This is a genomic window from Mycobacterium sp. (assembly GCF_044223235.1).
In the GTDB taxonomy this organism is placed as follows: domain Bacteria; phylum Actinomycetota; class Actinomycetes; order Mycobacteriales; family Mycobacteriaceae; genus Mycobacterium.
Genome location: NZ_JBGAME010000017.1, coordinates 1 through 23,806, shown reverse-complemented (window position 1 = coordinate 23,806; position 23,806 = coordinate 1). Strand labels below are relative to the sequence as shown.

General features: G+C 68.2%; 25 protein-coding genes. 16 read left to right on the top strand and 9 right to left on the bottom strand.

The annotated features are described in order from the left end of the window. The first annotated feature begins 35 nt into the window (after nt 1-35). A complete protein-coding gene (locus ADBZ6K_RS18540) occupies nt 36-455 on the top strand; it encodes a hypothetical protein (RefSeq protein ID WP_526349331.1) in 420 nt (139 codons plus the stop codon). Between the two features lie 62 nt (nt 456-517). Here the strand turns inward: ADBZ6K_RS18540 and ADBZ6K_RS18535 are convergent, their stop codons facing one another. Together ADBZ6K_RS18535 and ADBZ6K_RS18530 are read right to left on the bottom strand one after the other, a co-directional pair. Beyond that, nucleotides 518-1,231: a hypothetical protein gene (locus ADBZ6K_RS18535; protein ID WP_526349329.1), complete on the bottom strand. Its 714-nt coding sequence runs from the start codon at nt 1,229-1,231 to the stop codon at nt 518-520. Between the two features lie 145 nt (nt 1,232-1,376). Then, entirely contained in the window at nt 1,377-2,849 is a 1,473-nt protein-coding gene (locus ADBZ6K_RS18530; RefSeq protein ID WP_526349327.1) for a carboxyl transferase domain-containing protein, read from the bottom strand. Between the two features lie 130 nt (nt 2,850-2,979). Between ADBZ6K_RS18530 and ADBZ6K_RS18525 the strand changes: the two genes are divergently transcribed. Genes ADBZ6K_RS18525 through ADBZ6K_RS18500 form a run of 6 tightly spaced genes read left to right on the top strand, consistent with a single transcriptional unit; the run spans nt 2,980 to nt 9,584 of the window. Continuing rightward, entirely contained in the window at nt 2,980-3,711 is a 732-nt protein-coding gene (locus ADBZ6K_RS18525; RefSeq protein WP_526349325.1) for an enoyl-CoA hydratase, read from the top strand. A gap of 2 nt (nt 3,712-3,713) precedes the next feature. Continuing rightward, nucleotides 3,714-4,826 (top strand): MBL fold metallo-hydrolase, encoded by a 1,113-nt coding sequence (locus ADBZ6K_RS18520; protein WP_526349484.1) that lies wholly within the window; start codon nt 3,714-3,716, stop codon nt 4,824-4,826. Nucleotides 4,827-4,851: 25 nt separating this feature from the next. Beyond that, a complete protein-coding gene (locus tag ADBZ6K_RS18515) occupies nt 4,852-6,456 on the top strand; it encodes a serine hydrolase domain-containing protein (RefSeq protein WP_526349482.1) in 1,605 nt (534 codons plus the stop codon). Next, the gene (locus tag ADBZ6K_RS18510) at nt 6,453-8,906 is read left to right on the top strand and encodes a cation-translocating P-type ATPase (RefSeq protein WP_526349323.1); all 2,454 of its coding nucleotides are present in this window, start codon (nt 6,453-6,455) and stop codon (nt 8,904-8,906) included. The genes ADBZ6K_RS18515 and ADBZ6K_RS18510 overlap by 4 nt, the downstream gene beginning before the upstream one ends. 18 nt (nt 8,907-8,924) lie before the next feature. Further along, on the top strand, nt 8,925-9,110 hold the full coding sequence (locus ADBZ6K_RS18505; RefSeq protein ID WP_526349321.1) for an Rv0909 family putative TA system antitoxin: 186 nt from the start codon (nt 8,925-8,927) through the stop codon (nt 9,108-9,110). A gap of 3 nt (nt 9,111-9,113) precedes the next feature. After that, the gene (locus ADBZ6K_RS18500; RefSeq protein ID WP_526349319.1) at nt 9,114-9,584 is read left to right on the top strand and encodes a type II toxin-antitoxin system Rv0910 family toxin; all 471 of its coding nucleotides are present in this window, start codon (nt 9,114-9,116) and stop codon (nt 9,582-9,584) included. Between the two features lie 92 nt (nt 9,585-9,676). Here the strand turns inward: ADBZ6K_RS18500 and ADBZ6K_RS18495 are convergent, their stop codons facing one another. Beyond that, nucleotides 9,677-10,324: an NAD(P)H-binding protein gene (locus tag ADBZ6K_RS18495; protein WP_526349317.1), complete on the bottom strand. Its 648-nt coding sequence runs from the start codon at nt 10,322-10,324 to the stop codon at nt 9,677-9,679. Nucleotides 10,325-10,401: 77 nt separating this feature from the next. Further along, a complete protein-coding gene (locus ADBZ6K_RS18490) occupies nt 10,402-12,099 on the bottom strand; it encodes an NAD-binding protein (protein WP_526349315.1) in 1,698 nt (565 codons plus the stop codon). Nucleotides 12,100-12,151: 52 nt separating this feature from the next. On the opposite strand from ADBZ6K_RS18490, the gene ADBZ6K_RS18485 reads away from it, so the two are divergent. Further along, nucleotides 12,152-12,880, top strand: a complete 729-nt coding sequence (locus tag ADBZ6K_RS18485) for a 3-keto-5-aminohexanoate cleavage protein (protein WP_526349313.1) — start codon at nt 12,152-12,154, stop codon at nt 12,878-12,880. On the opposite strand, the gene ADBZ6K_RS18480 is transcribed toward ADBZ6K_RS18485, so the two are convergent. After that, complete coding sequence (locus ADBZ6K_RS18480) at nt 12,870-13,316, bottom strand: cupin domain-containing protein (protein WP_526349311.1); 447 nt, start codon at nt 13,314-13,316, stop codon at nt 12,870-12,872. The two genes, ADBZ6K_RS18485 and ADBZ6K_RS18480, sit on opposite strands and share 11 nt — an antisense overlap. 73 nt (nt 13,317-13,389) lie before the next feature. Between ADBZ6K_RS18480 and ADBZ6K_RS18475 the strand changes: the two genes are divergently transcribed. The 4 genes from ADBZ6K_RS18475 (at nt 13,390) to ADBZ6K_RS18460 (ending at nt 15,483) form a co-directional block, all read left to right on the top strand. Continuing rightward, nucleotides 13,390-13,818, top strand: a complete 429-nt coding sequence (locus ADBZ6K_RS18475; protein WP_526349309.1) for a hypothetical protein — start codon at nt 13,390-13,392, stop codon at nt 13,816-13,818. Then, nucleotides 13,815-14,408 carry a GNAT family N-acetyltransferase gene (locus ADBZ6K_RS18470; protein ID WP_526349307.1) on the top strand — a complete coding sequence of 198 codons (594 nt, stop codon included), beginning with the start codon at nt 13,815-13,817 and terminating at the stop codon, nt 14,406-14,408. Before ADBZ6K_RS18475 ends, ADBZ6K_RS18470 begins: the two co-directional genes overlap by 4 nt. A gap of 68 nt (nt 14,409-14,476) precedes the next feature. After that, nucleotides 14,477-14,722, top strand: a complete 246-nt coding sequence (locus ADBZ6K_RS18465) for an NAD(P)-binding protein (RefSeq protein ID WP_526349305.1) — start codon at nt 14,477-14,479, stop codon at nt 14,720-14,722. Nucleotides 14,723-14,796: 74 nt separating this feature from the next. Further along, the gene (locus tag ADBZ6K_RS18460) at nt 14,797-15,483 is read left to right on the top strand and encodes an ANTAR domain-containing protein (RefSeq protein WP_526349303.1); all 687 of its coding nucleotides are present in this window, start codon (nt 14,797-14,799) and stop codon (nt 15,481-15,483) included. On the opposite strand, the gene ADBZ6K_RS18455 is transcribed toward ADBZ6K_RS18460, so the two are convergent. Then, nucleotides 15,480-15,725: a hypothetical protein gene (locus ADBZ6K_RS18455; protein ID WP_526349301.1), complete on the bottom strand. Its 246-nt coding sequence runs from the start codon at nt 15,723-15,725 to the stop codon at nt 15,480-15,482. The genes ADBZ6K_RS18460 and ADBZ6K_RS18455 overlap by 4 nt on opposite strands. A gap of 153 nt (nt 15,726-15,878) precedes the next feature. Then, complete coding sequence (locus ADBZ6K_RS18450; protein ID WP_526349299.1) at nt 15,879-16,562, bottom strand: haloacid dehalogenase type II; 684 nt, start codon at nt 16,560-16,562, stop codon at nt 15,879-15,881. A 414-nt stretch (nt 16,563-16,976) separates the two neighbouring features. On the opposite strand from ADBZ6K_RS18450, the gene ADBZ6K_RS18445 reads away from it, so the two are divergent. The 3 genes from ADBZ6K_RS18445 to ADBZ6K_RS18435 all read left to right on the top strand — a co-directional run bounded on the left by ADBZ6K_RS18445 (nt 16,977) and on the right by ADBZ6K_RS18435 (nt 19,526). Further along, entirely contained in the window at nt 16,977-18,671 is a 1,695-nt protein-coding gene (locus tag ADBZ6K_RS18445) for an MOSC domain-containing protein (protein ID WP_526349297.1), read from the top strand. A gap of 211 nt (nt 18,672-18,882) precedes the next feature. Further along, on the top strand, nt 18,883-19,089 hold the full coding sequence (locus ADBZ6K_RS18440; RefSeq protein ID WP_526349295.1) for a hypothetical protein: 207 nt from the start codon (nt 18,883-18,885) through the stop codon (nt 19,087-19,089). A gap of 239 nt (nt 19,090-19,328) precedes the next feature. After that, nucleotides 19,329-19,526, top strand: a complete 198-nt coding sequence (locus tag ADBZ6K_RS18435; RefSeq protein WP_526349293.1) for a hypothetical protein — start codon at nt 19,329-19,331, stop codon at nt 19,524-19,526. Nucleotides 19,527-19,551: 25 nt separating this feature from the next. Here the strand turns inward: ADBZ6K_RS18435 and ADBZ6K_RS18430 are convergent, their stop codons facing one another. Then, nucleotides 19,552-21,000, bottom strand: a complete 1,449-nt coding sequence (locus tag ADBZ6K_RS18430; RefSeq protein WP_526349291.1) for a C39 family peptidase — start codon at nt 20,998-21,000, stop codon at nt 19,552-19,554. Between the two features lie 44 nt (nt 21,001-21,044). Beyond that, a complete protein-coding gene (locus ADBZ6K_RS18425; RefSeq protein ID WP_526349289.1) occupies nt 21,045-22,547 on the bottom strand; it encodes a GH25 family lysozyme in 1,503 nt (500 codons plus the stop codon). Between the two features lie 964 nt (nt 22,548-23,511). On the opposite strand from ADBZ6K_RS18425, the gene ADBZ6K_RS18420 reads away from it, so the two are divergent. Beyond that, on the top strand, nt 23,512-23,806 hold a 295-nt coding region (locus ADBZ6K_RS18420), incomplete at its 3' end, for a pentapeptide repeat-containing protein (protein ID WP_526349287.1).

Below are 23,806 nucleotides of genomic sequence, written 5' to 3'. Positions count from 1 at the left end.
CTGCGGTGAGGTCGTACTGCTGCCACAGTGGGGTGATGTCGTCCGTTGCGTCCACCTCCGCCATCGTGGGGCGGCGCGCGTGCGCGGTGCTGGCGGCGGGTTCGGCCGCCTTGCACGCGGTGATGCTGACCCACTCCGGCAGCGTGTTGGTGGCCGCGTCGCTGGGCGCGATGGCGTTGGCGTGCCTGTTCTGCGCGCTCGACCTGTGGCGGTGGGGCTCCACGCGGGCGTGGTGCCTGGTCGCGCTGATGAACCTGGCGATGATCGCCGTGCACGCGCCCCTGCCCGCGCACCACCACGACGGGGGCGGGTCCCCGGCCGCACCGTCGACGGTGCTGGCGGTCGCCACCCTGATCGCCGCCGTCGAGGTCGCCGCCGCGGCGGCGGTGCTGTACTGCCGCAGCCGCGCACTGTCCATCGACGGCAGGGGCGGACAACGGCCGACGCACGCATAGCTCGGCGGCGATGCTGATCGCCTGCGTGGCGATGCTGACCGCACTGGCCCTGGCGTGACCCGTCAGGCCTCGATCTCGCCCGCCACCCTGCGCTCGATGCTCGCCCGGGTCACGGCCGGCAGCACGACCAACCCGTCGAGCTCCTTGCGGGCCCTCGCGTAGGCGTTCTGGCGCTCCTGCGGGGTGGCCGCATCGTCGGACGCGAGCCGAAGCAGGTGCTGCGCCCGGGCCAGCCGCTCCTGGGCGTCGGCGGAGAAGTCGCTTCGCCTGCGCCGGATTGCCTCCGCCTCGGCGACATCGAACGCCGACACGTACTCGTGTACCGCGTCGCGGTATTCGAGCTGGGCGTTGCGGTCGTCGAGGATGTCCTCGACGCTGTCGGGGCGCAGCAGCTCGGCGCGGCTCTTGGCGCGGTGAAAGCCCATGGTCAGCGGATCGCGCATATCGGTCATCAGCGGGAAGTCCAGCAGCTTGGCGATGTCCATCTCATAGTCCAGCCAGCGGGCGTCGGTGGCGTCGTGCTGTGCGAGCACCTTGGCAAGCTCACGGCCGCCGCGCGCCCGTCCCGCCGATTTGCCGGCCGAATTCGCCGCGGCGGCCGCCTGAGCCTCCGCGAGCGCCACCTTGGTCTGCTGCTTGATGCGGTAGCGCTCCAAACGACGCTGCGCACGGCGTTCGTTGGCGGCGGCGACCCCCTTCACCGTTCCACCGATCACGCCGGCGAACGGGAAGACCAGCCACCAGAAGTGGCCGGCGAATTCGAGCAATGGCGCCACAACGCCAGGATGCCACCAGCTGGCAACCCAACCCACCGCATGGGCGGCTCGCCGCCGTCACCGCGAGATAGCGCCCAGGGTCGCGAAATCGGTGATTCCACAGCCCTGAGCGCTATTTCGCTGGACTTCAGCGCAGGATCCGCGGTCAGCCCACCCCGATGCGCCGGTAGCGGTCGAGCCGGATGCCGAGGCGACGCTCGCTGGGCACCGAGCGCAGCCGGTGCAGCTCGTTGGCGATGGCCGCCGTCAGCCGCTCGGTAAAGGCCAGCGGCTCGTCGGCGGCGTCGGGGTGTTCGGCCACGATCGCGTCGACGATGCCGTTCCGCAGCAGATCCGCCGACCGCACCCCCTGCGCGGCGGCCAGCTGCGGGGCGTGCTCGACATCGCGGTAGACGATCGCGCTGGCGCCCTCGGGTGGCAGCGGCGCGAGCCAGCCGTGCAGTGCGGCCAGCACCCGGTCGGCGGGCACCATCGCCAGTGCGGGGCCACCGCTGCCCTGGCCCAGCAGCACCGACACCGTCGGCGTATCCAGCGTCACCAGCTCCGCCAGGCACCGCGCTATCTCGCCGGCCAGCCCGCCCTGTTCGGCTTCCGTCGACAGGGCCGGGCCTGCGGTGTCGATGACGAGCACCAGCGGCAGCCGCAGCCCGGCGGCCAGCGCCATCCCGCGGCGGACCTCCCGCAGGGCCGCGGGCCCCACCAGTCCTCCGATCACCCGTTGCTGGCCGAGCACCACGGCCGGCTGCCCGCCGAACCGGGCCAGCGCCAGCAGCGTCGTCCCAGACTCGCCCCGGCCCGTGCCCGACAGTAGGACCGACTCCGTCGCGCCGTGCCGCAACAGGAAGTCCACGCCGGGGCGGTCAGGCCGCCGCGACGCCGCCACCGACTGCCACGCGGGAACGTCGGGCAGCGGTTCGTCGAGCGGCGCGGGCGGCGGGTCGCCGGGCTGACCGAACATCACCGTCAGGGCGCGGTCCAAGGCGGGCCGCAGCGCGTCGAGTGCGACGACGGCGTCGATCACACCGTGTGTGCGCAGGTTCTCGGCGGTCTGCACCCCCGAAGGGAAGGGTTCGCCGTAGAGGTGCTCATACACGCGCGGCCCCAGGAAACCGATCAGCGCCCCCGGTTCGGCAACGGTGACGTGCCCGAGGGAACCCCATGACGCGAACACCCCGCCGGTGGTCGGGTGACGCAGATAGACCAGGTAGGGCAGGTGCGCGCGCTTGTGCAGCTCAACGGCGGCGGCGATCTTGACCATCTGCAGGAATGCCACCGTCCCCTCCTGCATCCGGGTGCCACCCGAACTCGGCGACGCCAGCAGCGGCAGGCGCTCAGCGGTGGCGCGCTCCACCGCGGCGGTGATGCGCTCGGCCGCGGCCACCCCGATCGACCCGGCCAGGAAGTCGAATTCGCAGGCCACCAGCGCGACGCGCCGGCCGTACACGGTGCCCTCGCCGGTCAGCACGGATTCGTCGAGCCCGCTCCTGGCCGCCGCCTCCGCCAGTTCCCTGCGATACGCGTCATCGGCGGCCACCGGCAGCGGCGGCCGGTCCCAACTGCGGAAGGACCCCTCGTCCAGCACCGCGTCGCGAAGCTGCAGGGCACCGGTTCGGCTCACACGACTGAGGCTAGCGTCGCGAAATTGCGTTTCGGCAGCGAACGTGCGGGTAGGGGCCTGCTGAAATGCAGTTTCGTGGTGGCAAGGCGCCGCGCAGGACTTCCGCTCGGAGCTTCATTAGGTTGGGTTCATGATTGGTGTCACCCGTGACGGCGCCGTGACGACGCTGGAGTTGCGGCGTCCCGAGCGGCGCAATGCACTCAACACCGAGCTGGTCGAGGGCCTTCGGGAAGCCGTCGAGTTGGCCAGCTCCGACGATGTCCGTGCCGTGGTGATCACGGGACAGGGGACTGTGTTCTGCGCCGGGGCGGATCTCTCCGGCGATGCGTTCGCGGCCGACTATCCCAGCCGCCTGATCGCGCTGCACAAGGCCATCGACCAGGCGCCGATGCCGGTGGTCGGGGCGATCAACGGGCCGGCCATCGGCGCCGGGCTGCAGCTGGCGATGGTCTGCGATCTGCGGGTGGTGGCCCCCGACGCGTTCTTCCAGTTCCCGGTGGCGAAATATGGTTTGGCGCTGGACAACTGGAGCATCCGCCGATTGTCGTCGCTGGCCGGATACGGCAGGGCGCGGTCGATGATGCTGACCGCGGAGAAGTTGACCGCGCAGGTCGCGCTGCAGACCGGGATGGCCAATCGCATCGGCACGCTGGCCGATGCGCAGGCCTGGGCCGCGGAGATCGCCGGGCTGGCCCCGCTGGCGCTGCAGCACGCCAAGCGGGTGCTCAACGACGACGGCGCCTACGAGGATCAGCGTCCCGAGCACAAGGAGCTGTTCGACCGGGCGTGGGGCAGCCACGACGTCGTCGAGGCGCAGGTGGCCAGGGTGGAGAAGCGATCGCCCAGGTTCCGGGGGGCGTGAGCATGCTGCGCACTGCGCTTCGGTTCGGGCTGGGGACCGCGTCGGCGCTGGGCGGTGGATGGGTGCTGCGGGCACTGAGCGGAACCCCCGCCGCCGTCGGCGCGACACCTGCGGCGATCCGCTCGGTGGCCGGCCGCTCGCCGCACTACCGCGACGGGGTGTTCGTCAACGTCGATCCCGCCTCGCCGATCACCCTCAACCGTGAAGAGCGGCGGATGCTGATCCGCGAGCTGATCGGATTCCGCGGAAACGGTCGGCCGGGCATCCCGATCCCGATCGCACCGCCCGCGCCGCCCGAGGCGCCCGCCGCCGATCTGGCCGTCAGCTGGTATGGGCATGCCACCGCGCTGGTCGAGGTCGACGGCTACCGGGTGCTGACCGACCCCGTGTGGAGTCGGCGCTGCTCACCGTCGCGGGTGGTCGGCCCGCAGCGCCTGCACGAGGTCCCGGTGCCGCTGGACGGGCTGCCCGCCGTCGACGCGGTGCTGGTCAGCCATGATCACTACGACCACCTCGACGTCGACACGATCGTCGGACTGGCCCGCAGCCAGCGCGCGCCCTTCGTGGTCCCGCTCGGTATCGGTGCCCACCTGCGCAGGTGGGGCATCAGCGAGGACCGCATCGTCGAGTTGGACTGGTACGAGAGCAAGCGGATCGGCGAGCTCACTCTGACCTGCACTCCGGCCAGGCATTTCTCCGGGCGGCTGTTCACCCGCAACACCACGCTGTGGGCGTCGTGGGTGATCGCAGGCCCCCGCCACCGTGCGTTCTTCGGCGGCGACACCGGCTACACGAAGAGCTTCACCGAGATCGGGGTGGATCACGGGCCGTTCGACGTCACGCTGATGCCGATCGGCGCCTATCACCGGGCCTGGCCCGACATCCACATGAACCCCGAGGAGGCCGTGCGCGCCCACCGCGACGTCGCCGACGACGGCCTGCTGGTGCCGATCCACTGGGCGACGTTCCGGCTGGCCCCGCATCCGTGGTCGGAGCCGGCGGAGCGGCTGATCGCCGCGGCGGAGACCGCCGGTGTGCGGGTTGTCGTGCCCCGGCCCGGCGAACGGGTCGACCGCGACACGGCGTCGGTGATCCAGCGGTGGTGGCAGCGGTAACCGGCTACCGTTGCTGGCTGTGACGATGCCCCGAGTCCTGGCCGTTTGCGCGGCCGTCCTGCTGGTGGCGACCGGGTGCGCCGCCGGGCAGCGCGACCGGTCGGAGCCGGATTCGCAACCCTCGGCGGCACCGACGGGTTCCGACGTTCCGCCGCCGCTGGTTCCCGCGATGGACCTGCCCGACAACGCGGTCGACGATGCCGTCGCCAGGCTCGACGGCCTCGCCGAGGAGCTGATGACCAAATCGGGCATACCCGGTATGGCCGTCGCGGTGGTACACGGCGGAAAAACCGTCTACGCAAAGGGTTTCGGGGTCAAGGACGCCAGAATCGGTGATACCGAGGAGAATCGGATCGACCCCGGCACGGTGTTCCAGCTGGCGTCGCTGTCCAAATCACTGGCGTCGACGGTGGTGGCCCATCAGGTCGGGGTGGGCGCGGTGGACTGGTCCACGCCGGTCGTGTCGAAGTTGCCGTGGTTCGCGCTGTCCGACACCGCGGTGACGCCGATGGTGACCGTCGGCGACATGCTCTCGCACCGCTCCGGTCTGCCCGATCACGCCGGTGACCGGCTTGAGGATCTGGGCTACGACCGGCGCGCGATCCTGGAGAAGCTGCGGATGGTGCCCCTTGACCCGTTCCGGATCTCCTACGCCTACACCAACTTCGGCTTCACCGCGGGTGCCGAGGCGGTGGCCGTCAGCGCCGGTGTCCCGTGGGAGGACCTGTCCGAGCAGGTGCTCTACCAGCCACTCGGGATGGCCGACACCAGCTCGCGCATCGAGGATTTCACCGCCAGGCCCGATCGCGCGCTGGGCCACATCCACGTCGACGGCAAGTACGAGCCGCTCTACGTCCGTGACCCGCAAGCCCAGTCACCGGCGGGCGGGGTGAGTTCGACGGTCGACGACATGGCCCGCTGGCTCGCGATGGTGCTGGCCGACGGCAGCTACGAGGGCAGGCAGATCGTCGACGCCAAGGCATTGCTGCCCGCGGTGACCCCTCAGGCCGTGTCGAGCCGGGCGACCGAGCCGGCGATGCGATCGGGCTTCTACGGCTTCGGATTCGGGGTCAACACGACGTCAGGCGCCCGGATGGAGCTGAGCCATTCAGGCGCTTTCGAGCTGGGTTCGGGAACCAACTACGTCATCCTGCCCTCCGCCGACGTCGCCATCGTGGCGCTGACCAACGCCACCCCGTCCGGGGTGCCGGAAGCACTGACCGCCGAGTTCGCCGACCTCGTGCAATTTGGCGAGGTGCGGGAGAACTGGTACGAGCTCTACCGCGGCGCCTACGCGGACATGGACGAACCGGAGGGTGAGCTGGTCGGCAAGACGCCACCCGCCGATCCCGCACCGTCCGCACCGCCGGCCGACCTGGCCGGCACCTATGACAATCCCTACTGGGGGCCCGCCCGGATCACCGAACGCGACGGCGCGCTCACCCTCGCGCTCGGCCCGCGCGACACCTACCCGCTGACACACTGGGACGGAAACATCTACACCTTCACGTTCGTCACCGAAAACGCGCCCCCTGGAACGGTTTCGAAGGCATCCTTCGACGGCGACAAGCTGACGCTGGAGTTCTTCGACGACGATGGGATGGGCACATTCCTCAGGAGCGCACGATGACCACCTCAGTGACCACGGGACTCAGCGACGCCGAGGTGGCCCAGCGCGTCGCCGACGGTAAGACCAACGACGTCCCGAGCCGCGCCGCCCGCAGCGTCTCGGATATCGTGCGGGCCAACGTCTTCACCCGCATCAACGCCATCCTCGGTGTGCTGTTCGTCATCGTGTTGTCCACCGGCTCGATCATCAACGGCGCGTTCGGCCTGCTGATCATCGCCAACAGCGCGATCGGCATCATCCAGGAGCTGCGTGCCAAGCACACGCTGGACAAACTGGCCATCGTCGGCCAGGCCAAACCGATGGTGCGCAGGCTCACCCCGTCCGGGCCGGCGTGCAAGCCCTTGGCGCCCAACGAAGTCGTGCTCGACGACGTCATCGAACTCGGGCCGGGCGATCAGATCGTCGTCGACGGCGACATCCTCGAGGAGGCCAGCCTCGAGGTCGACGAATCGCTGCTCACCGGCGAGGCCGACCCGATCGCCAAAGACGCAGGCGACAAGGTGATGTCGGGAAGCTTCGTGGTGGCGGGCAGTGGCGCCTATCGCGCCACCAAGGTCGGCCGGGAGGCCTACGCCCACAAGCTCGCCGAGGAGGCCAGCAAGTTCACGCTGGTGAAATCCGAACTGCGCAGCGGGATCAACAAGATCCTGCGGTTCATCACCTACCTGCTGTGGCCCGCCGGGCTGCTCATCATCTACACCCAGCTGTTCACCACCGACGCCGGCTGGCGAGAATCGGTGCTGCGCATGGTCGGGGCGCTGGTGCCCATGGTGCCCGAGGGCCTGGTGCTGATGACCTCGATCGCGTTCGCCGTCGGGGTGGTCCGGCTGGGGCGGCGCCAGTGTCTGGTCAACGAGTTACCCGCCATCGAGGGCCTGGCCCGTGTCAACGTGGTGTGTGCTGACAAGACCGGAACGCTGACCGAGAACGGTATGCAGGTCTCGGATCTCAAGGACCTCGGCGACGTCGCGGACGTCAGGGACCGCCATGCCGCCGGGCTCGTCGAGGACGTGCTGGCGCAGCTCGCCGCCGACGACGAACGGCCCAACGCCAGCATGCAGGCCATCGCCGAGGTGTACAGCAACCCGCCGGGCTGGACCCCCACGGCGACGGCGCCGTTCAAGTCGGCCACCAAGTGGAGCGGATCGTCGTTCGGTGAGCACGGCAACTGGGTGATCGGTGCTCCCGACGTCCTGCTCGACCCGGCCTCACCCGTCGCGGAGGAAGCCGAGCGGATCGGTTCACACGGCCTTCGGGTGCTGCTGCTCGGCTCCAGCGACCGATCCGTCGAAGCCGCAGATGCGCCGGGAACCGTCACCCCGGCGGCGCTGGTCGTGCTCGAGCAGCGGATCCGCCCCGACGCCAGGGAAACGCTGGACTACTTTGCTTCACAACATGTTTCGATCAAGGTGATCTCCGGGGACAACGCGGTGTCGGTCGGGGCCGTCGCGAGCACGCTGGGGCTCAGCGGCGAGACGATGGATGCCCGCAAGCTGCCGACGGAGCCGGACAAGCTGGCCGACTCCCTGGAGGAGTACACCACCTTCGGCCGTGTCCGCCCCGACCAGAAGCGGGCCATGGTGCACGCCCTGCAGTCTCGCGGTCACACCGTGGCGATGACCGGCGACGGGGTCAACGACGTGCTTGCCCTCAAGGACGCCGACATCGGGGTGGCGATGGGATCGGGCAGCTCGGCATCCCGGGCGGTGGCCCAGATCGTGTTGCTGGACAACAAGTTCGCGACGCTGCCCTACGTCGTCGGTGAGGGTCGCAGGGTGATCGGCAACATCGAACGCGTCTCCAACCTGTTCCTCACCAAGACCGTGTATTCGGTGCTGCTGGCGATGCTCGTCGGCCTGGCGGGCTTGGCGTCCAAGCTGTTCGGCGCCGATCCGCTGTTGTACCCGTTCCAGCCGATCCACGTCACCATCGCGGCGTGGTTCACCATCGGAATCCCGGCCTTCATCCTGTCGCTGGCGCCCAATAACGAGCGGGCCCATCCGGGTTTCGTGCGCCGCGTGATGACTCAGGCGCTGCCATCGGGCCTGGTCGTCGGCGTCGCCACGTTCGTCTCGTACCTGGCGGCCTACCAGGGCCGGTCGGCCACCCCGGTGCAGCAGACCCAGGCGTCGACGGCCGCCCTGATCACCTTGCTGGTGACTGCGGTGTGGGTGCTGGCGGTGGTGGCCCGTCCGTATCAGTGGTGGCGGGTCGCGCTGGTGGTGACGTCCGGCCTGGCGTATGTGGTGATCCTCAGCATGCCCGCCGCGCAGCGGCTGTTCATGCTGGATCCCACCGACACGGCGACCACGTCGTTAGCCCTCGGCGTCGGCCTTGCCGGGGCCGTGGCGATCGAGGTGCTGTGGTGGGTCCAGGGCCGGGTTCTGGGGGAGCGCCGACGCTTGTGGCGGGAGCCGTCGACCGGGCAGAATCACGCTGACTCCGAATAGATAGATAGGCTGGCGCTCATGGGATTTCTCGACAAGGCCAAGGATCTGCTGAGCCAGAACGCCGACAAGGTCGACGCCGCGATCGACAAGGCCGGTGACCTCGTCGACGAGAAGACACAGCACAAGTACGCCGACACGGTGGACAAGGTGCAGGACGCCGCGAAGCAGGCCGTCGACAAGCTCAACCCGCCGCCGCAGTCCTGACGGATGGCCAAACTGTCAGTCTCCGTCGACGTTCCGCTGCCGCCGGAGGCGGCATGGGAGTGTGCCTCCGACCTGTCGCGCTACAAGGAGTGGCTGACGATCCACCGGGTGTGGCGCTCCGCGCTGCCCGACCCGTTGGAGAAGGGCGCCGTCGTCGATTCGATCGTCGAGGTCAAGGGCATGCCCAACCGGATCCACTGGACGATCGTGCACTACAAGCCGCCGCAGTCGATGACGCTTAACGGTGAGGGCAAGGGCGGGGTAAAGGTCAAGCTGATCGGCAAGGTCGCGCCTCTCGGCCCCGACGGGCTCGACGGCCCCGACGGGTCGGGCGGGTCGAAGGTCACCATGGATGTACATCTCGGCGGGCCCGCGCTGTTCGGTCCGATCGGGATGATCGTCGCGGGTGCCTTGCGCAGCGATATCAGGGAGTCGCTGGAGCGGTTCAAGTCCGTCTTCGCCCCGGCGCCCTGACCTCTCTACCGCCGAATGTACGGTTGTTGGCGGGCTCACTCGCGAAACGCGTACAACTTCCGTACTTTCGGCGTAGCGGGCGTTCGGTGAGGTCACACCGAGTCGGCGATCGGTGTGTCACCCGAGATCACCTCGAACGTGCGGCCGACGGTGTCCGGTGTGTCGAGCACCACGGCCAGGACGGCGGCGACGTCGGCACGGGGAATGGCCCCCCGCCCGGTCGACCCGGCGATCGTCACGAGGCCCGTGCCCGCGTCGTCGGTGAGTTGGCCGGGCCGCACGATCGTCCAATCCAGCCCATCGCGGGCGCGGATGTTGTCGTCCGCAGCGCCCTTTGCGCGCAGATACGCCACGAAGACCGGGTCGCCGACGTCATCGGGCGCTTCGGCGTCAGCGCCCATCGACGAGACCATCAGATACCTCCGTACGCCCGCCTGTTCCGCGGCGTCGGCGAGCAGCACCGCCGCATCGTGGTCGACGGTGATCTTGCGCGCCGCGCCGCTGCCCGGACCCGCCCCGGCCGCGAAGACGACCGCGTCGGCCCCGGTCAGATGCTCCGCCACTTGGTCGACCGCCGCATGCTCCAAGTCGAGCAGGATGGCCTCCGCGCCTGCAGCTTCCAGGTCGGCGCCGTACTCGGGTTTCCGGACCAGTCCGGCGACGGAATCGCCCCTGGCAGTCAGCAGGCGTTCCAGGATCAGGGCGATCTTGCCGTGCCCTCCGGCGATCACGATGTGCACGGCCCAACGCTAGCCCCGATGTAGACGCCGATGAGTTTCAGGTGTGGCGGCGGTCGCCGACCCGACCGGGCCCGGGTTCAACCTCTGTTCGCTGACGTACTGAGGCCGGGTCGCGGGGCGGCCTGGCCCTTGCGCAGCGTGGCCAGCAGCTCCCGGTAGGGCCCGACGAGGTATCCGGTGTCGCCGGCGGTGATGCGCGCGTCGCGGCGTGGATGCAGCCGGGTTTCGGTGTTGGGCCGGGTGATGGCGATGACGCGAGTCTGGGTCGACAGGTCGGCCATCCGGATGCCGTCGAGTTCACTACCCGGCTCGACGTCGACACCCCCGACCATGAACGAGCGTTGACCCACCGAGAACGTGCCGAGTACCTGCAGGCCCATCGCAGCACCGATGAACCACGGTGCCGCCAGCTCGACGGTCGAGCGCACGTGGTCGAAGCCAAACCGGTGTGCCACCGCGGCACCCAGCGCGCGGTCGTACACGCGCAGCACGATCGGGGCGTGGCGGGTCCGGGGTCCGAGCATCTCCCGCAACACGATTCCCGTCTCTACGTTGACCATGTCGTTCTCCGTCAGCACGGCCACCGCGCGGGCCCGCTCCACCCTGGCCGACTCGAGTGTGCGGCGCAGCGTCGCATCGCCGAAGATCACCGGCACGTCGAGCTGCGCCGCGGTGGACAGGTACCGGTTGTCCACGTCGCGTTCGATGACCGCGACGTCATGGCCGGCTTCGGTGAGATCGCCGATGACCCGGTTGCCGAAGGATCCCAGTCCGACGACGACGACGTGGTTGCGCAGGTGCTGCACGCGGCGGCGCCCGGCCGAGTATGCGAGCCGACGGGACAGCAGCACGTCGGCGACGAAGGCGACGAGGATCGCGGTGGTGGTGACACCGGCGAACATCAACGCGATGCCCCACAGCCGCAACCAGGTCGGCTGGTCGGCGAAGCTGAAGTCGCCGTAGCCGACGGTGGCGATGGTCTCGGTGCTGAAGTACAGCGCGTCGATCCATCCCATGCCGGGGCGCCGGTAGGCGAACCGCAGCAGCAGCGTCGAGCCGGCGAGCAGGGTGAGCGAGACCGCCAGCGCCCGATAGAACATGGGGTTGATGTCGTCGCGCAACACGCGCACGGTGTCCAGAAAGCGCCGCCAGGCCGGTCTGGTCAGGCGGATGCCTGCCAGCGGATCCGGGACGGCGATGCCCTCGCGCGCCAGCTGGTCCGCCGTGCCGATCATCGCCGTCCAATCGCCTACCTGCACCCGGAAGTCACGACCGGGGCAGGCCACCACCTCGCCGGGCTCCTGCGACTGATCCCCGCGGATCACCGCCACGGGAGCGAGGTCGCCGTGGATCTCGCGCAGCGTCGCGTCGCGCGGTGCGGTGGCCCCGGAGACGATGAACTGGGTTCCCGCGGCCATGATGGTGTGGGTAGTGCGGTCCAGGCAGTCCTCGACCACTGAGGGCGCCGCGAGGTCGGCCACGTCGAGCACCGCCCCCGGGCCGTTGCCGAGCGCGACGGCCTCGCGCAACACGCCGTTGGCGAGCCGTGCGACGACCCGGACAGACGAGCTCAGTTGCCTTGCCAGCAAGGCGACTTCGAGGTTGACGGCGTCATCGTCGGCCGCGCATACGACGGCTCGCGCGGTGGCGATCCCGGCGCCGTGAAGTGCGTGCGGATCGTCGAGAACAACCACGACGGTGCCCGCCCCGCGAAGCTCCTCGCAGATGCGCTGCGCTAGCGCGTCCGAGCCGCAGACGATCGTATGTCCGTCCATTCTGACGAACGTTACTGCGCAAATCTGGTAAGCGACGGGTGAAGATAGGGACATGCCCACGAGTCCAAAGATCTATGTGAAGGCCTGTATCAACGGCGCACGGACGCCCGACCAGCACCCGAACCTGCCGGTGAGCCCCGATCAGCTCGCGGCCGAGGCCGTCGCTGCGCACGAGGCGGGCGCCAAGGCGGTGCACATGCATCCCAAGACCCCCGACGGCGTGGACTCCCTGCAGCCCGATGTCGTCGCCGCGGCGGTGTCGGCGGTGCGGCACGCCGCGCCCGGGCTGCCGCTGGGGGTGACGACCGGCTACTGGGCTCTGCCGGACGCCGAGAAGCGCCTCAAGGCGGTGGACGCCTGGACTGTGCTGCCCGACTTCGCGTCGGTCAACTGGCACGAACCCGGCTCCGAGGAACTCGCCGGCCTGCTGTTGAGCAAGGGGCTCGGCGTGGAGGTCGGCATCTTCCACGCCGAGGCCGCGGCGTCGTGGGCCGGCTCCGAGATCGCCAAGCACTGCATGCGCGTGATGATCGAACTCCAGGGCGACGGCGACGTCGCCACCGCCGACGAGCTGCTCAGCCAGGTGATGGCCGCCGGATCACCGGCACCGGTGCTGCTGCACGGTCTTGACGAAAGCTGTTGGCCGCTGCTCGAACACGCGGGCGTGCGGGGTGTTCAGACCCGCATCGGCCTCGAGGACACCGTATTGCTGCCGGACGGCTCGAGCCCCGCGGGCAACGCGGATCTGGTTGCGGCCGCGGTGGAGTTGCTCAGTCGCTAGGTCCGGCCAGCGCGAAGTCCGCGAAGTCGAACCCGGGTACGACGACGCAGCTGACCAGCGCGGGCTCGTCGTCGCGGGGGCGCGCCCGCTGCCAGTGACCCGGCGCGACCACCAGCTGTGGGTGCTGCCCGTCAGCGAAGTCGCTGCCGAGCAGATACGTTGTGGCGCCGTGCTGTTCGTGTCCGGTCTCGAGCAGCAGCGGGCTGCCGCGATGGTGCAGCCAGAGCTCGGCGCTGCGCACGGTATGCCAGGCCGACTGCTGGCCGGGCATGAGCAGGAACAGAATCGCGGTGCCCGCGCTACGTGCGCCCGTGTAGTCGGGCGGCAGCACCGATTGACCGATCGTCAACTCGCTTCGCCAAGTTTCCCGGTACCAGCCCCCCTCGGGGTGGGGGGACAGGTTCAGCGTGCGCGCCCAGTCGGGGAGGTCGGTCATTGCGGGTACCGCCTTTGTCGAGGTCGGCTCCAGACTAAGGGTGATCATCGGCCGCGCACGATAGGCTCGTCGCATGCTGCGCGTGCGCCCCGGTTGGCTGGTGGCGCTTTTCGCCGCTGTGCTGATGGTCAGTGCCTGGCTCCCGTGGCTCACCACAAGCGCCGACGGCGGTGGCCGGGCCAGCGCGATCGGCGGAACCGTGGGAAACCTGCAGTTGCCCCCACGCTTCGGCGCGGGCCAGCTGATCGTGTTGCTGGCGTCCACGCTGGTCGTGGCGGGCGCGATGGCGGCCCGCGGCCTGTATCCACGGCTTGCTGCGATTGCGGCCGTGGCGATTTCGGTGCTGCTGGTGGTGTTGACGGTGTTCTACTACCGGCTCAATGTGGCGCCGCCCGTCGCGGCGGCCTACGGCCTCTACGTCGGGCTGGGTGTGGCCGCCGCCGCGGTGCTGTGCTCGACCTGGGCGACGGTGGTGGCGTTCACCGCAGCCGGATCAGTGTGACACCCTTCGTGCGGCCGGTCGTACTCACCGGACAGGACTGGGTGCGGCTGGAACCCGTGACCCGAGAGCACGTTCCGGAGATCGCGGCTGCTGCCGTCGGGGATGTCGGGACGCTGTGGTTCACCAGCGCGCCGGCGCCACGGACCGCGGGGGAATGGGTCGACCGCATGTCGGTCCTGCGGGCGAACGACGGCGGTGTGACGTTCGTGGTGCGGAGGCTGGACGGGACGGTGGTGGGTTCCTCGAGCTACCTGAACGTCGACGGGAAGAATCGGCGGCTGGAGATCGGCCACACCTGGTATGCCGAGTCGGTGCGCCGCACGGGCGTCAATACCGAAGCCAAGCTGTTGATGCTCGGCCATGCGTTTGATGAGTTGGGTTGTGTGGCAGTGGAATTCCGCACGCACTTCTTCAATTTCACCAGCCGGACTGCCATCGAACGGCTCGGTGCGAAACTCGACGGGGTGCTGCGTAGCCACCAGCTTCTGCCCGACGGGTCGCGTCGCGACACCGTCGTGTACTCGATCCTCGATATCGAATGGCCCGCCGTTCGGGCCAACCTGCGCTTCAGGCTGGGTCGCGGTCGCTGACCTCGTGGCGCCCGCGTTCCGTCCCGAAACGTGAACGTCGACAGGGGCGACAGGGGCGATAAGGATCGATGAAAGTCGTAGTCCGCGGCGCAGGCATCGCGGGCCTCACCGTGGCCGACCGGCTGGTGCGCGGGGGCGCCGAGGTCGTCGTGCTCGAACGCTCGTCCGGCCCGGACAGGTCGCCGACGGGCCACTGCCGGACATCACGAGGCCCGACCCGCCACGCCGGGCCCAGGGGCGGCCCCGCCGGCTGCTGGTCTGAACCGACGAGACCTGAGCAGGCGCGCCTGGTCGACCACCGCGACTACCTCTGAGCAGCATTACCAGCACCAGGCCAACACAAACACGGTTCGGTGTGCCGATCAGCCGAATGGGGAACTCTGTCTGTATGACGCCTTCGGAGAGCCACGATCTCGCCGTGCGGATGGCCGAGTTGGTGCGTACCGTTGCCGCGCCGCGCAGCCTCGACGACGTCCTGGCCGGCGTCACGAAGGCGGCCGCCGACGTCATCGCGGGAGTGGATACCGCCGGAGTCCTGCTGATCGGCAAGGGCGGAAGGTTCGAGACCCACGCCGGCACCTCGGACCTGCCCCGTCTCCTCGATCGACTGCAGATGGAATTCGGCGAGGGCCCGTGCGTCGACGCCGCGTTGGATGAATTGGTGGTGCGGAGCAACGACTTCCGCGCCGAATCACGCTGGCCGCGGTATTCGGCAGCGGTCGTCGAGCTCGGGGTGCTCAGCGCCATGTCGTTCAAGCTGTACACCGCCGAGCGCACCGCGGGCGCACTCAACCTGTTCGGCTTCCAGGCCGACGTCTGGGACGGCGAGGCCGAAACCGTTGGCGTCGTGCTGGCAGCGCACGCCGCCGCCGCCATCCTCGCCGCGTCCGAAGGGCAGCAGCTGGAGTCGGCGCTGTCCACCCGGGATCGGATCGGTCAGGCCAAGGGCATCATCATGGAGCGCTTCGGCGTCGACGACGTGCAGGCCTTCGAGATGCTGCGCGCGCTGTCGCAGGAGAGCAACACGAGGTTGGTCGACATTGCGCAGCGGGTGATCGATACGCGCGGGGTCTAGCGACCGTGCGGGCCGTGCGGACCGTGACCCCGCGCCCAGGGCGGAGGACCCTTCGGGCCGTCGTACCAGTAGTCAACCCAGCCGGGCGTGTCGATGCACGCGTAGGCGTACCCCCACGGTCCCGCGGCGCAGACATCCGGACCAGCCGAGGCCGGTGCCGCGAGGGTGAACGCCGCGCCCACCGGCAACCCCGCCGCGATGAGGCCGATGGCGGCCTTCTTGAGCAGTTTCGAGGGTTTCACGTCCCACCTCCGGGTTCTTGCGCTTCACACCCCAGCATTTCCCGTCCCGCCAACCACCATAGTCAACCCAGCGGGCGATCGCATTAGCCTGACTGTGAATTAGGTAGGCGCACTGTGGGTTTCACGCGCCGCAGTTTGCTGCACACCGGCGGCTCACAGCTCGCGCAGGCGCACCGCGAATTCCCGGATATCGCTCGCGACCAGCGACGGCTGCGGCAGCCCGGCCAAGGGTATCGGCACGTTGCCGGGACGCGTGATCAGCGCACCGGAATAGCCCACCGCCTGCGCACCGATCGTGTCCCACACGTGGGCAGCCACCATCATGCAGTCCGCGGGTTCCACGTCGAGTTCCCGGCACACGTAGCGGTACACGGCCGGGTCGGGTTTGAATGTGCGGCATGCGTCGACGCTGAACTTCCGCTCGAAGTAGTCGCCGAGTCCGGCGTGCTCGAGCGGGCTGGGACCGTCGGGGTTGGGTGGCGAGTTCGTCAGCGTGACGAGCCGAAAGCCGTCGTCCAGCAAAGCGCCCAGCCCGTCGGCGACGTCAGGGTGGGCGGGCATCGTGAGCATGCCCCGCTCGATGCGGTCGAGTTCGGCGTCGCCGACCTGGCGGCCGTCGATGTCGGCCATCATCCGCAGCATCGCCTGCCCGAGGCTGAAGAAGTCGACGTAGCACGCCGATAGTGCCGTGGTCATGGAATACATGACGAGCTGGCCGAACCACCTGCGCAACGCGTGCGGGTCGCCGAAGATCTCCTCGAACAGCGGCGCCATGGACTCGATGTCGATCAGCGTTTCGTTCACGTCGAAAACCAGCACGCCCGGCGCTCGGGTCATTGTTCCAGGGTTCCCTTCGTGGGCTGACCTGTGGCCCGTGTTCGCCAACGACGACACGTAATCGCAGGTGGCGTCGGACATCGGTCGTCGCCTTCGGCATCGGTCAGTCGGCACCTCACGTTCCCAGCCGATCTCCGGCTGACGGCGACATGCTGACTGTATCCTCCGGTCCGCCCGCGATGCGCCGGATCAACAACGTCGGCGCCAACGCGGTGGGCGTGGTTCCGTTGGTACCGATCAGCGGCGAAGGAAGTTGTGACCTCGTTCCGAACCGCCGACCGACCCCACTTCGCGGACCCGGTCCATGCTGAAGGCGGACAAACCGTCGGTGAGCACTGCGCCTTTTGTGGTCTTCGGCGCGACGGAAGGCCACGTCGGCGACGCGTCCATCGGATCGAACGCGAGGAGACCATGGTGGCAAGGCTGGTTTCGGTGAACGTCGGCATGCCGAGGGACGTGTCGTGGCGCGACAAGACCGTCCGCACCGGCATCTGGAAGGCGCCGGTGGACGGAGCGGTGATGGTGCGGCGGCTCAACATCGACGGGGACGGCCAGGGCGACCTCGCCGGGCACGGTGGCGAGCATCGCGCCGTCATGGTCTACCAGACCGAATCCTATGATTATTGGCGAAAGGTCCTTTGCCGCACCGATTTGCGGGCAGGCCACTTCGGGGAGAACTTCACCGTCGAGGGCCTCAGCGACAGCGAGGTGTGCATCGGCGACCGGTACCGCATCGGTGAGGCCGAGTTCGAGGTGACGCAGCCGCGCGTCACGTGTTTCCGGGTGGGGATGCGTGTCGGCGAGCCCCGGATGTCGTCGCTGTTGGTCGCCCACCACCGTCCCGGGTTCTACTTCCGCGTCATAACCGAGGGCCTGGTGCGCGCCGGCGACGACATCGTCCGGACTCGGCGGGGCGCCAACGCGGTCAGTGTGGCCGACACCGACGCGTTGCTCTACCTGCCGAATCGCGACATGGACCGGATGCGCCGGGTTGTCGACGTCCCCGCGCTGAGTCCGGGGTGGCGGCAGTCGTTCCGCGAACTCCTCGTCGCGGAGGAAAACGTCGCCGTGGCGAGGACTTCCGCGTGGACCGGTTTTCGCGCGCTCACGGTGACCGCACTCGAACGGGAGACCCCCGCGGTGATGTCGATCAGCCTCGGACCCGGCGACGACGGCCCGCTGCCGATCCCGCTGCCCGGTCAGTACCTGACGATCAGGGTGCCCGGCGCAGCCGACCCGCCGCCATTGCGCAGCTACTCACTGTCGGGCGCCCCGACCGCAGGCCACTACCGGATCAGCGTCAAACGCGAGGACGGCGGGCGGGTCAGTCGGTGGCTGCACACCCATCTCGAGGTCGGTTCAGTCATCGAGTCCGCGGCGCCGCGGGGCAGCTTCGTCCTGGTCGACGAGGACCGCCCGGTCGTGCTGGTGTCGGCAGGGATCGGGATAACGCCCGTACTGGCGATGGCCCATGCCCTGGCCGCGGCGAGCAGCCCGCGCGAAATCCGGTGGCTGCACACGACCCGCAGTGAGCAGACCCAGGCCTTCGCCGAGGAGGTCTCGGCGCTGCTCGCGTCGGTGCCCCACGCGCGTCAGCACGTCGTCTACACGGGCACTGCCGGGCGCCCCGATCGCCGGTCCATCGCCGCCCTCGGGCTGCCGACGGATGCCGCCGTATACCTTTGCGGTCCAGCTCATTTCATGGAGGCGATCCGGGCTGATCTGATCGCCGTCGGCATCGACGGCGATTTGATTCACACCGAATCGTTCGGTGGGTTACCCCCTGTCAACCCCGGCGTGGTCGGCGCCCGATCGACGGCGCGGCCGCATCCTCCGGGCGGCCCGGTAGGCGGCGGGCCGCGGATCACGTTTGCGCGCAGCGGGCTCAGCGTCACTTGGTCGCCGGACTACCGCTCCATCCTGGATCTCGCCGACGCCTGCGATGTGCCGACCCGCTATTCGTGCCGCAGCGGCGTTTGCCACACCTGCCAAACCGAGGTCGTCGACGGAACGTTCTCCTACAGTCCACCGCCGCTTGAAGAGCCCCCAGCCGCAGCGGTACTCATCTGCACGGCCGTGCCGTGCACCGATCTCACCCTGGATCTCTGAATGGGATCTCTGAATGTCACACCCCGCGCCGGTAGTCGTGCGCGATGGCCTTCCCGATACGCAAACCGGTGTCGTCGGCGGGCGGTTCCTGCCAGTCGGCGTTCAATTACTGCCACCGGAATTATTGCCCTGACCAGTGCGTTTACTCAGTCAGAGCGGATCGGACGAGCTCAACATCCCCGGTCCGCAGACACCGAAAGAAGGCCCGGAAATGAAGAAGTTCGGAATCGCCGCCGCAGCAGCCAGCGCGTTGACGGCCGCCATCGTGGGTCTGGCCGCGCCCGCAGTCGCCCAGGCGTCGCCGCTCGTGTCGTCGACCACGATCTCGGCCGGTGTGGATCACCGCACCTGGATCGACGTCCTGCAGCCGAGCGTGAACGTCCCGCAGGTGGATTCGACGGTGCACCAGAGCCGCTGACCGTCCGACTCGAACATCAGGGGCGCCCCGCGCGGGCGCCCTTGCTTTTTCTCGTGATTCGTGCCCAAATCGCGAGAAGTCACAAACGGGATCATCGTGTGATGTGCCGAACTCGGAAATGCACTCGACCTGTCACGCCCGTACCCTCGGACGCGTAGGGCTTGTGGCCCCCAGACTCGCATCCTCAACGCCGCGGCGATGCACAGACCAGGACATCGACCTGTGGGGGATGACGTCAAATGAACAAGTATCAGTGTGTTTGCGGTGATCCGCTGTCCGTCCATGTGCCAGTGGCTGCATCGGTTCCGTTGATCTACCGGGAGCCGATCTACGAGATGCCGTCCAATGCGCCCATCGCGGAGCCGATGTTCTCGGCGAACTATGAGCAACAGCAATGCCCCTGTGGCTGCACCATTTTCCAGGCCGACATCGCCTGAGCCTCAGGCCGTCATCGACCATTGCTCATGCGCCGACGTTGGCGTACGCATAGTCCTTCGGCGGGATCAGTGTGGCGACCTGATCGAAGCTGCACCAGTACACGCGGGGCCAGAACCCGGAGTCGGCGATCCACACCGCCCGTGCGCCCGGTGTGCTGTCATACCCCATGGCGGCGACGTAGTGCTTGACCAGGCCGCCGTGATAGCTCGGCGACATCGTGCCCTTCACGCCGCGCGGGTAGTTGTTCGGCGGGGCCCACCAGTTCATGATCACGCCCCACCCGGCGTCGATGCTGCGCACCAGATCGCGCCACAGCTGCTCTCGCTGGTCGGGGGTCGGCGGGTCGCGGCGCAGGGGAACCGACGTGTAGTTGGCTTCGGGTACGCGCCGGTCCAGCACCCGTTCGATCATGCCGACGAAATCAGTGCCGTTCTCGGTGGTGCCGATTTCGCGTGCAAGCGTGTGCTCGTCGATGAAGATTCCCCGAGAGTTGAGCACGATCTGGCATGACGCCGGGCCGCAGTAGTAGCGCGTGTCCTGTCCGGCCACACTCTGGTCAAAGGGGAGCACCTTCTCCACACCGGCGCTGCGGTCGGCTCTGTCGGCAATCGGGTTGGTCGACTGGGGCTCGACCTCTGCCATCGTGTCGAGTGTGCGGTGGTTCACCGTAGCGTCGGATCGCGCGTAGTCGAGCCGGATTTCGCCCTTCTCCTGGAGCCGTTTGAGCAGCACCATCGCGCCACATTGGCGGCTGACCGCCGTCTCCGACCACTGGCCGTCACCGACGTACTTTCCGCTCGTGTACAGGTTGCTGTAGCTCCACAGATATGGCGACTTCACATGCGGGTGATGGAGGCGGTATCCGAACCCGTTGAACTGCTCGAACTGGTAGGCAAGGTGTTCGACCGACCAATCGGTGACCGTCGTGAGCCCGTCGAATTGCAGAGCGTCGGTGGCACTGTCCTCCCAGCTGAAGGGCGGATCGCCCGCGACGGGTCGCCCCGCCGGTACATGCACCGTCCGACGGCTCAGCGGGTCGCCGTTGTGCAGGTGGCAGTTGAAGTCGCCGCCGGCCTCCAGACTGTGGATGACGGCGATCGCATACCAGGGAACGTTGGTGAGCCGTTCGACGGCGCGGTAGCTTTCCTTGTGACGCACGATCCGGTCGACGATGGAATCCACCTCGGAGAGCTTGTTTCGCCGGATCGCCATTTCGGCCCACAGATTGGTGTATTCGTCCTTCAGGTCGCGAAAGTTGATCCCGCGAGCCGCAGTCGTCGAGGCGTTCGCACCGAAGCTGCGATAGTCCAGATCGGCTGGGGTGAAGACGTATTCCTCGGTGAACTCGGAGATGTCAAGGCTTCGGTCGGCGACGATCCCGTCGATCAAGCCGGCCGTTTCCACTTCCTTCGACGCCGTGAGGTTGACCGCCTGGTCCGTCCTTTGCCGTGTGGTGCTTCTCGAAGTTGTCATGGCCGTCCTTCCTCATGGTTGTGCTTGTCAGGGTTGTACATGTGTCAGTTGCGATTTCCCGCTCGCGCGCACACCATGTCCAAGATGGAGGCGGCCCGTTCGGCGTCAGCGCGCCGGCCCGGGAATTCGGCGGCACGGACCACCTGCTTGAGCAACGCAACGGCCTGCCGATCGGCATAGGTGATGGCGAGCCGTTCCAGGAGCGAGAAGCAGAGATCTTCGTCGCCCGACAAGCCATATCCCTCGCCGGTGACATCGTCGCGTGTCCCGAGAGCCGTTGGTGCGACGGTTACTTCGTGCCGAAGCTGGGACTGCTCGCGGAGCTGCCGTCGCGCGGACTTGTGTCCGTTGAATCCGTTGGTGCCCGACATGCGCACATCGGCAGGGAGGACGCCGGTCGCCTGTGGTGCGCGCCCGCATAGGCGGATCAGGTCGAAGAGGGCACCGTCGAATTTGTCTACGCAGCAGGTATCTTGCGTTCCGACCTGTCCATCCGAGGCGAACTGCAGAATGCGTGGTTTGCGCCCACTCACGGGCTTCCAGCCGGCTTGGAAGTCGGTCACTCCCTGGTACTGCTCCTTGAACGGACGCGCTGCCCCCGAGCCGGTGTAGTTGCTCGCCCAGATGTCGTAGTCACCCGTCAGGCTGTCGCCGTAGAGCCACTTCGGCGTGTATCCGACGACATAGCCAGCGTTCCCGCTGTCGGCCAGGCGCTGCTTGACGAGGTGGACTGTCCGCAGGATCTCAGCTGGATTCGCGGTGCGGGGCGCCCTCGGCGATTTCTCGGCGTCGATCTGCCAGATCCAGGGCACTTCCTTCCACCATGGCGTCTTCGCGTCGACGGTCTTCATCCAGAAGTCCACCTGCGACTCGATGTCGTTCGGCCACAGGAAGTGATAGCTACCCAGTACGGGAATTCCGGCGGCCCGTGCCCTCTCCAGGGCCTCCTGGTAGTGCTTGGCTCGCCAGTCGGTGCCTTCGGTGGATTTGTGGACGAAGAATGAGATGCCGTCGCGTTGGGCGGCAACAAGATTCATGGGACCGCGGTCCCAGTCATAGTCCGACGCGTCCCAACCCCAGACCGGTGCGGTATTGGCCACGATGGGCTGCGCGCTGACACTGACCACATCGGCGTGCACCCGCGCAGGCGCCGACTGGCGCGCACGGTGCTCGAGCTCAGTCAGCATCGCTTCCGACGTCGCCCAGTGGACGTGGTCGAAGTGCCCGATCGAGCCCGGTCCGCCGTAGGGCCCGCCGCCGGGATACTTGACCTGGTTCTTGACGTAGAAGCCGTCATCGTCGGCAAAGGGGGTCGAGTGGATGAGCTCGACGGTGAACGCGGCGAAATTGTCGTAGAGCCATTTGGCGAAGTCGCGCATCTTCACCGAGCCGGCGCCGGCCCCGCCCGCCCCGATGTCAAGGGCGGCGGTCGGTGAGTTGTTGTATGACAGGCCGTAGTGATGCGAGCTGCGACCGTGGTTGCCGTCCTTGCCGCTCGTGATGTAGATGTCGTCGGCCTTCGGATAGGACTCCAGGAACTTCGCCATCCTGTTTCCGAGCGGTCCGGTCTCCACGGTGGGCCATCGATGAATCGCCATACTTCCCCCCTGCCAACGGAATTCGATCGCGGGCATCCCTTTGGGAGAGTGGCCACCGTCGTCCACCCACACCGCACGGATAAGCGCTCCGGCGCGTTCTCCCAATTCAGGGAGGGTAGGTCGGCGGGGGCTCGCGGATTTGAGTAGTGGACTACTCCAATCTCGACGGGTTTGCGCTCGGCGGCGCATCCATGGGCGCCCGTCGACCTTGTTGACGGATGAGGATTGCGTTTCGCCTCGGTTCCAGGCCCGACAGCGGTGTGACAGCGGCAAGTCGCCGGGTCAACCCGTGCGGTTTGCGGCTGCAGCGGCACAGTACGACCGTGGCCGGATCTCCAAAGGCCAGCTGACCTCTCTTCTTCGCGTCTCCACGAAATTTCGCCCGATACCGATCTTCGTGTGTTATGAGTTAGCCGGGTCGCATTCTTTGCTGTCGTGCGGCCGCCCCTTGGCCGGCGAGGAGTGCGTGATGGATGCAGCCAGGTACGTCGGTCGGGTGGGGGCGCTCGCGGTCGCACTTGGAGTGGGCGCCGCGGTGGCGACCGCTGGGTCGGCGGTGGCGTGGGCGGAGCCGTCGACGTCGAACAGTTCGGATTCGTCGGAGGGCGCCTCGGGCGCTGATGCCCGCCCAGGGACGTCGGCGACGTCATCCGGCCCGAAGGCCGGGCCAGGGTTGACGCGAAAGGGTTCGGAATCACGCGTGAATCGGGTCGGCACCACGCCCGTTCGCACGACGCCCGTCGGCCCCCGCCGTTCGAATGGGAACTCGGCGGCGGTTTCGTCGTCGGAGGAGTCGCCGCCGTCGGATGCCCCGGCCCCGACAGTGAAGAGGTCCCTTCAGCCACTGCAGACGGGCGGGTCGGGGCCAAAGACGCCGAACCGGCCCGCTCCGGCGGAACCCCCGCTGGGGTGGGTGGTGGTGGGCTTGGCGCGGCGACAGAATGGTGACGGCGTCCTCAATCAGCCGGCAGTGCGCGTCGGTGACGGGGCACCGCCCCGTAACTCGCTGGCCCGATCGGCGGACGCCGCGGCCGTCGCGCCCTTGGCCCTAGGTAGCGGCAACCAAGGCAGCGACAACGCCGGGGATGGCAACCGCGGAAACAACAATGTGGGCAGCGGCAACCGCGGCAACGACAATTCCGGCGACGGCAACACGGGCACGGGCAATCAGGGAAACGGCAACCAGGGAGCCGGAAACATCGGTGACG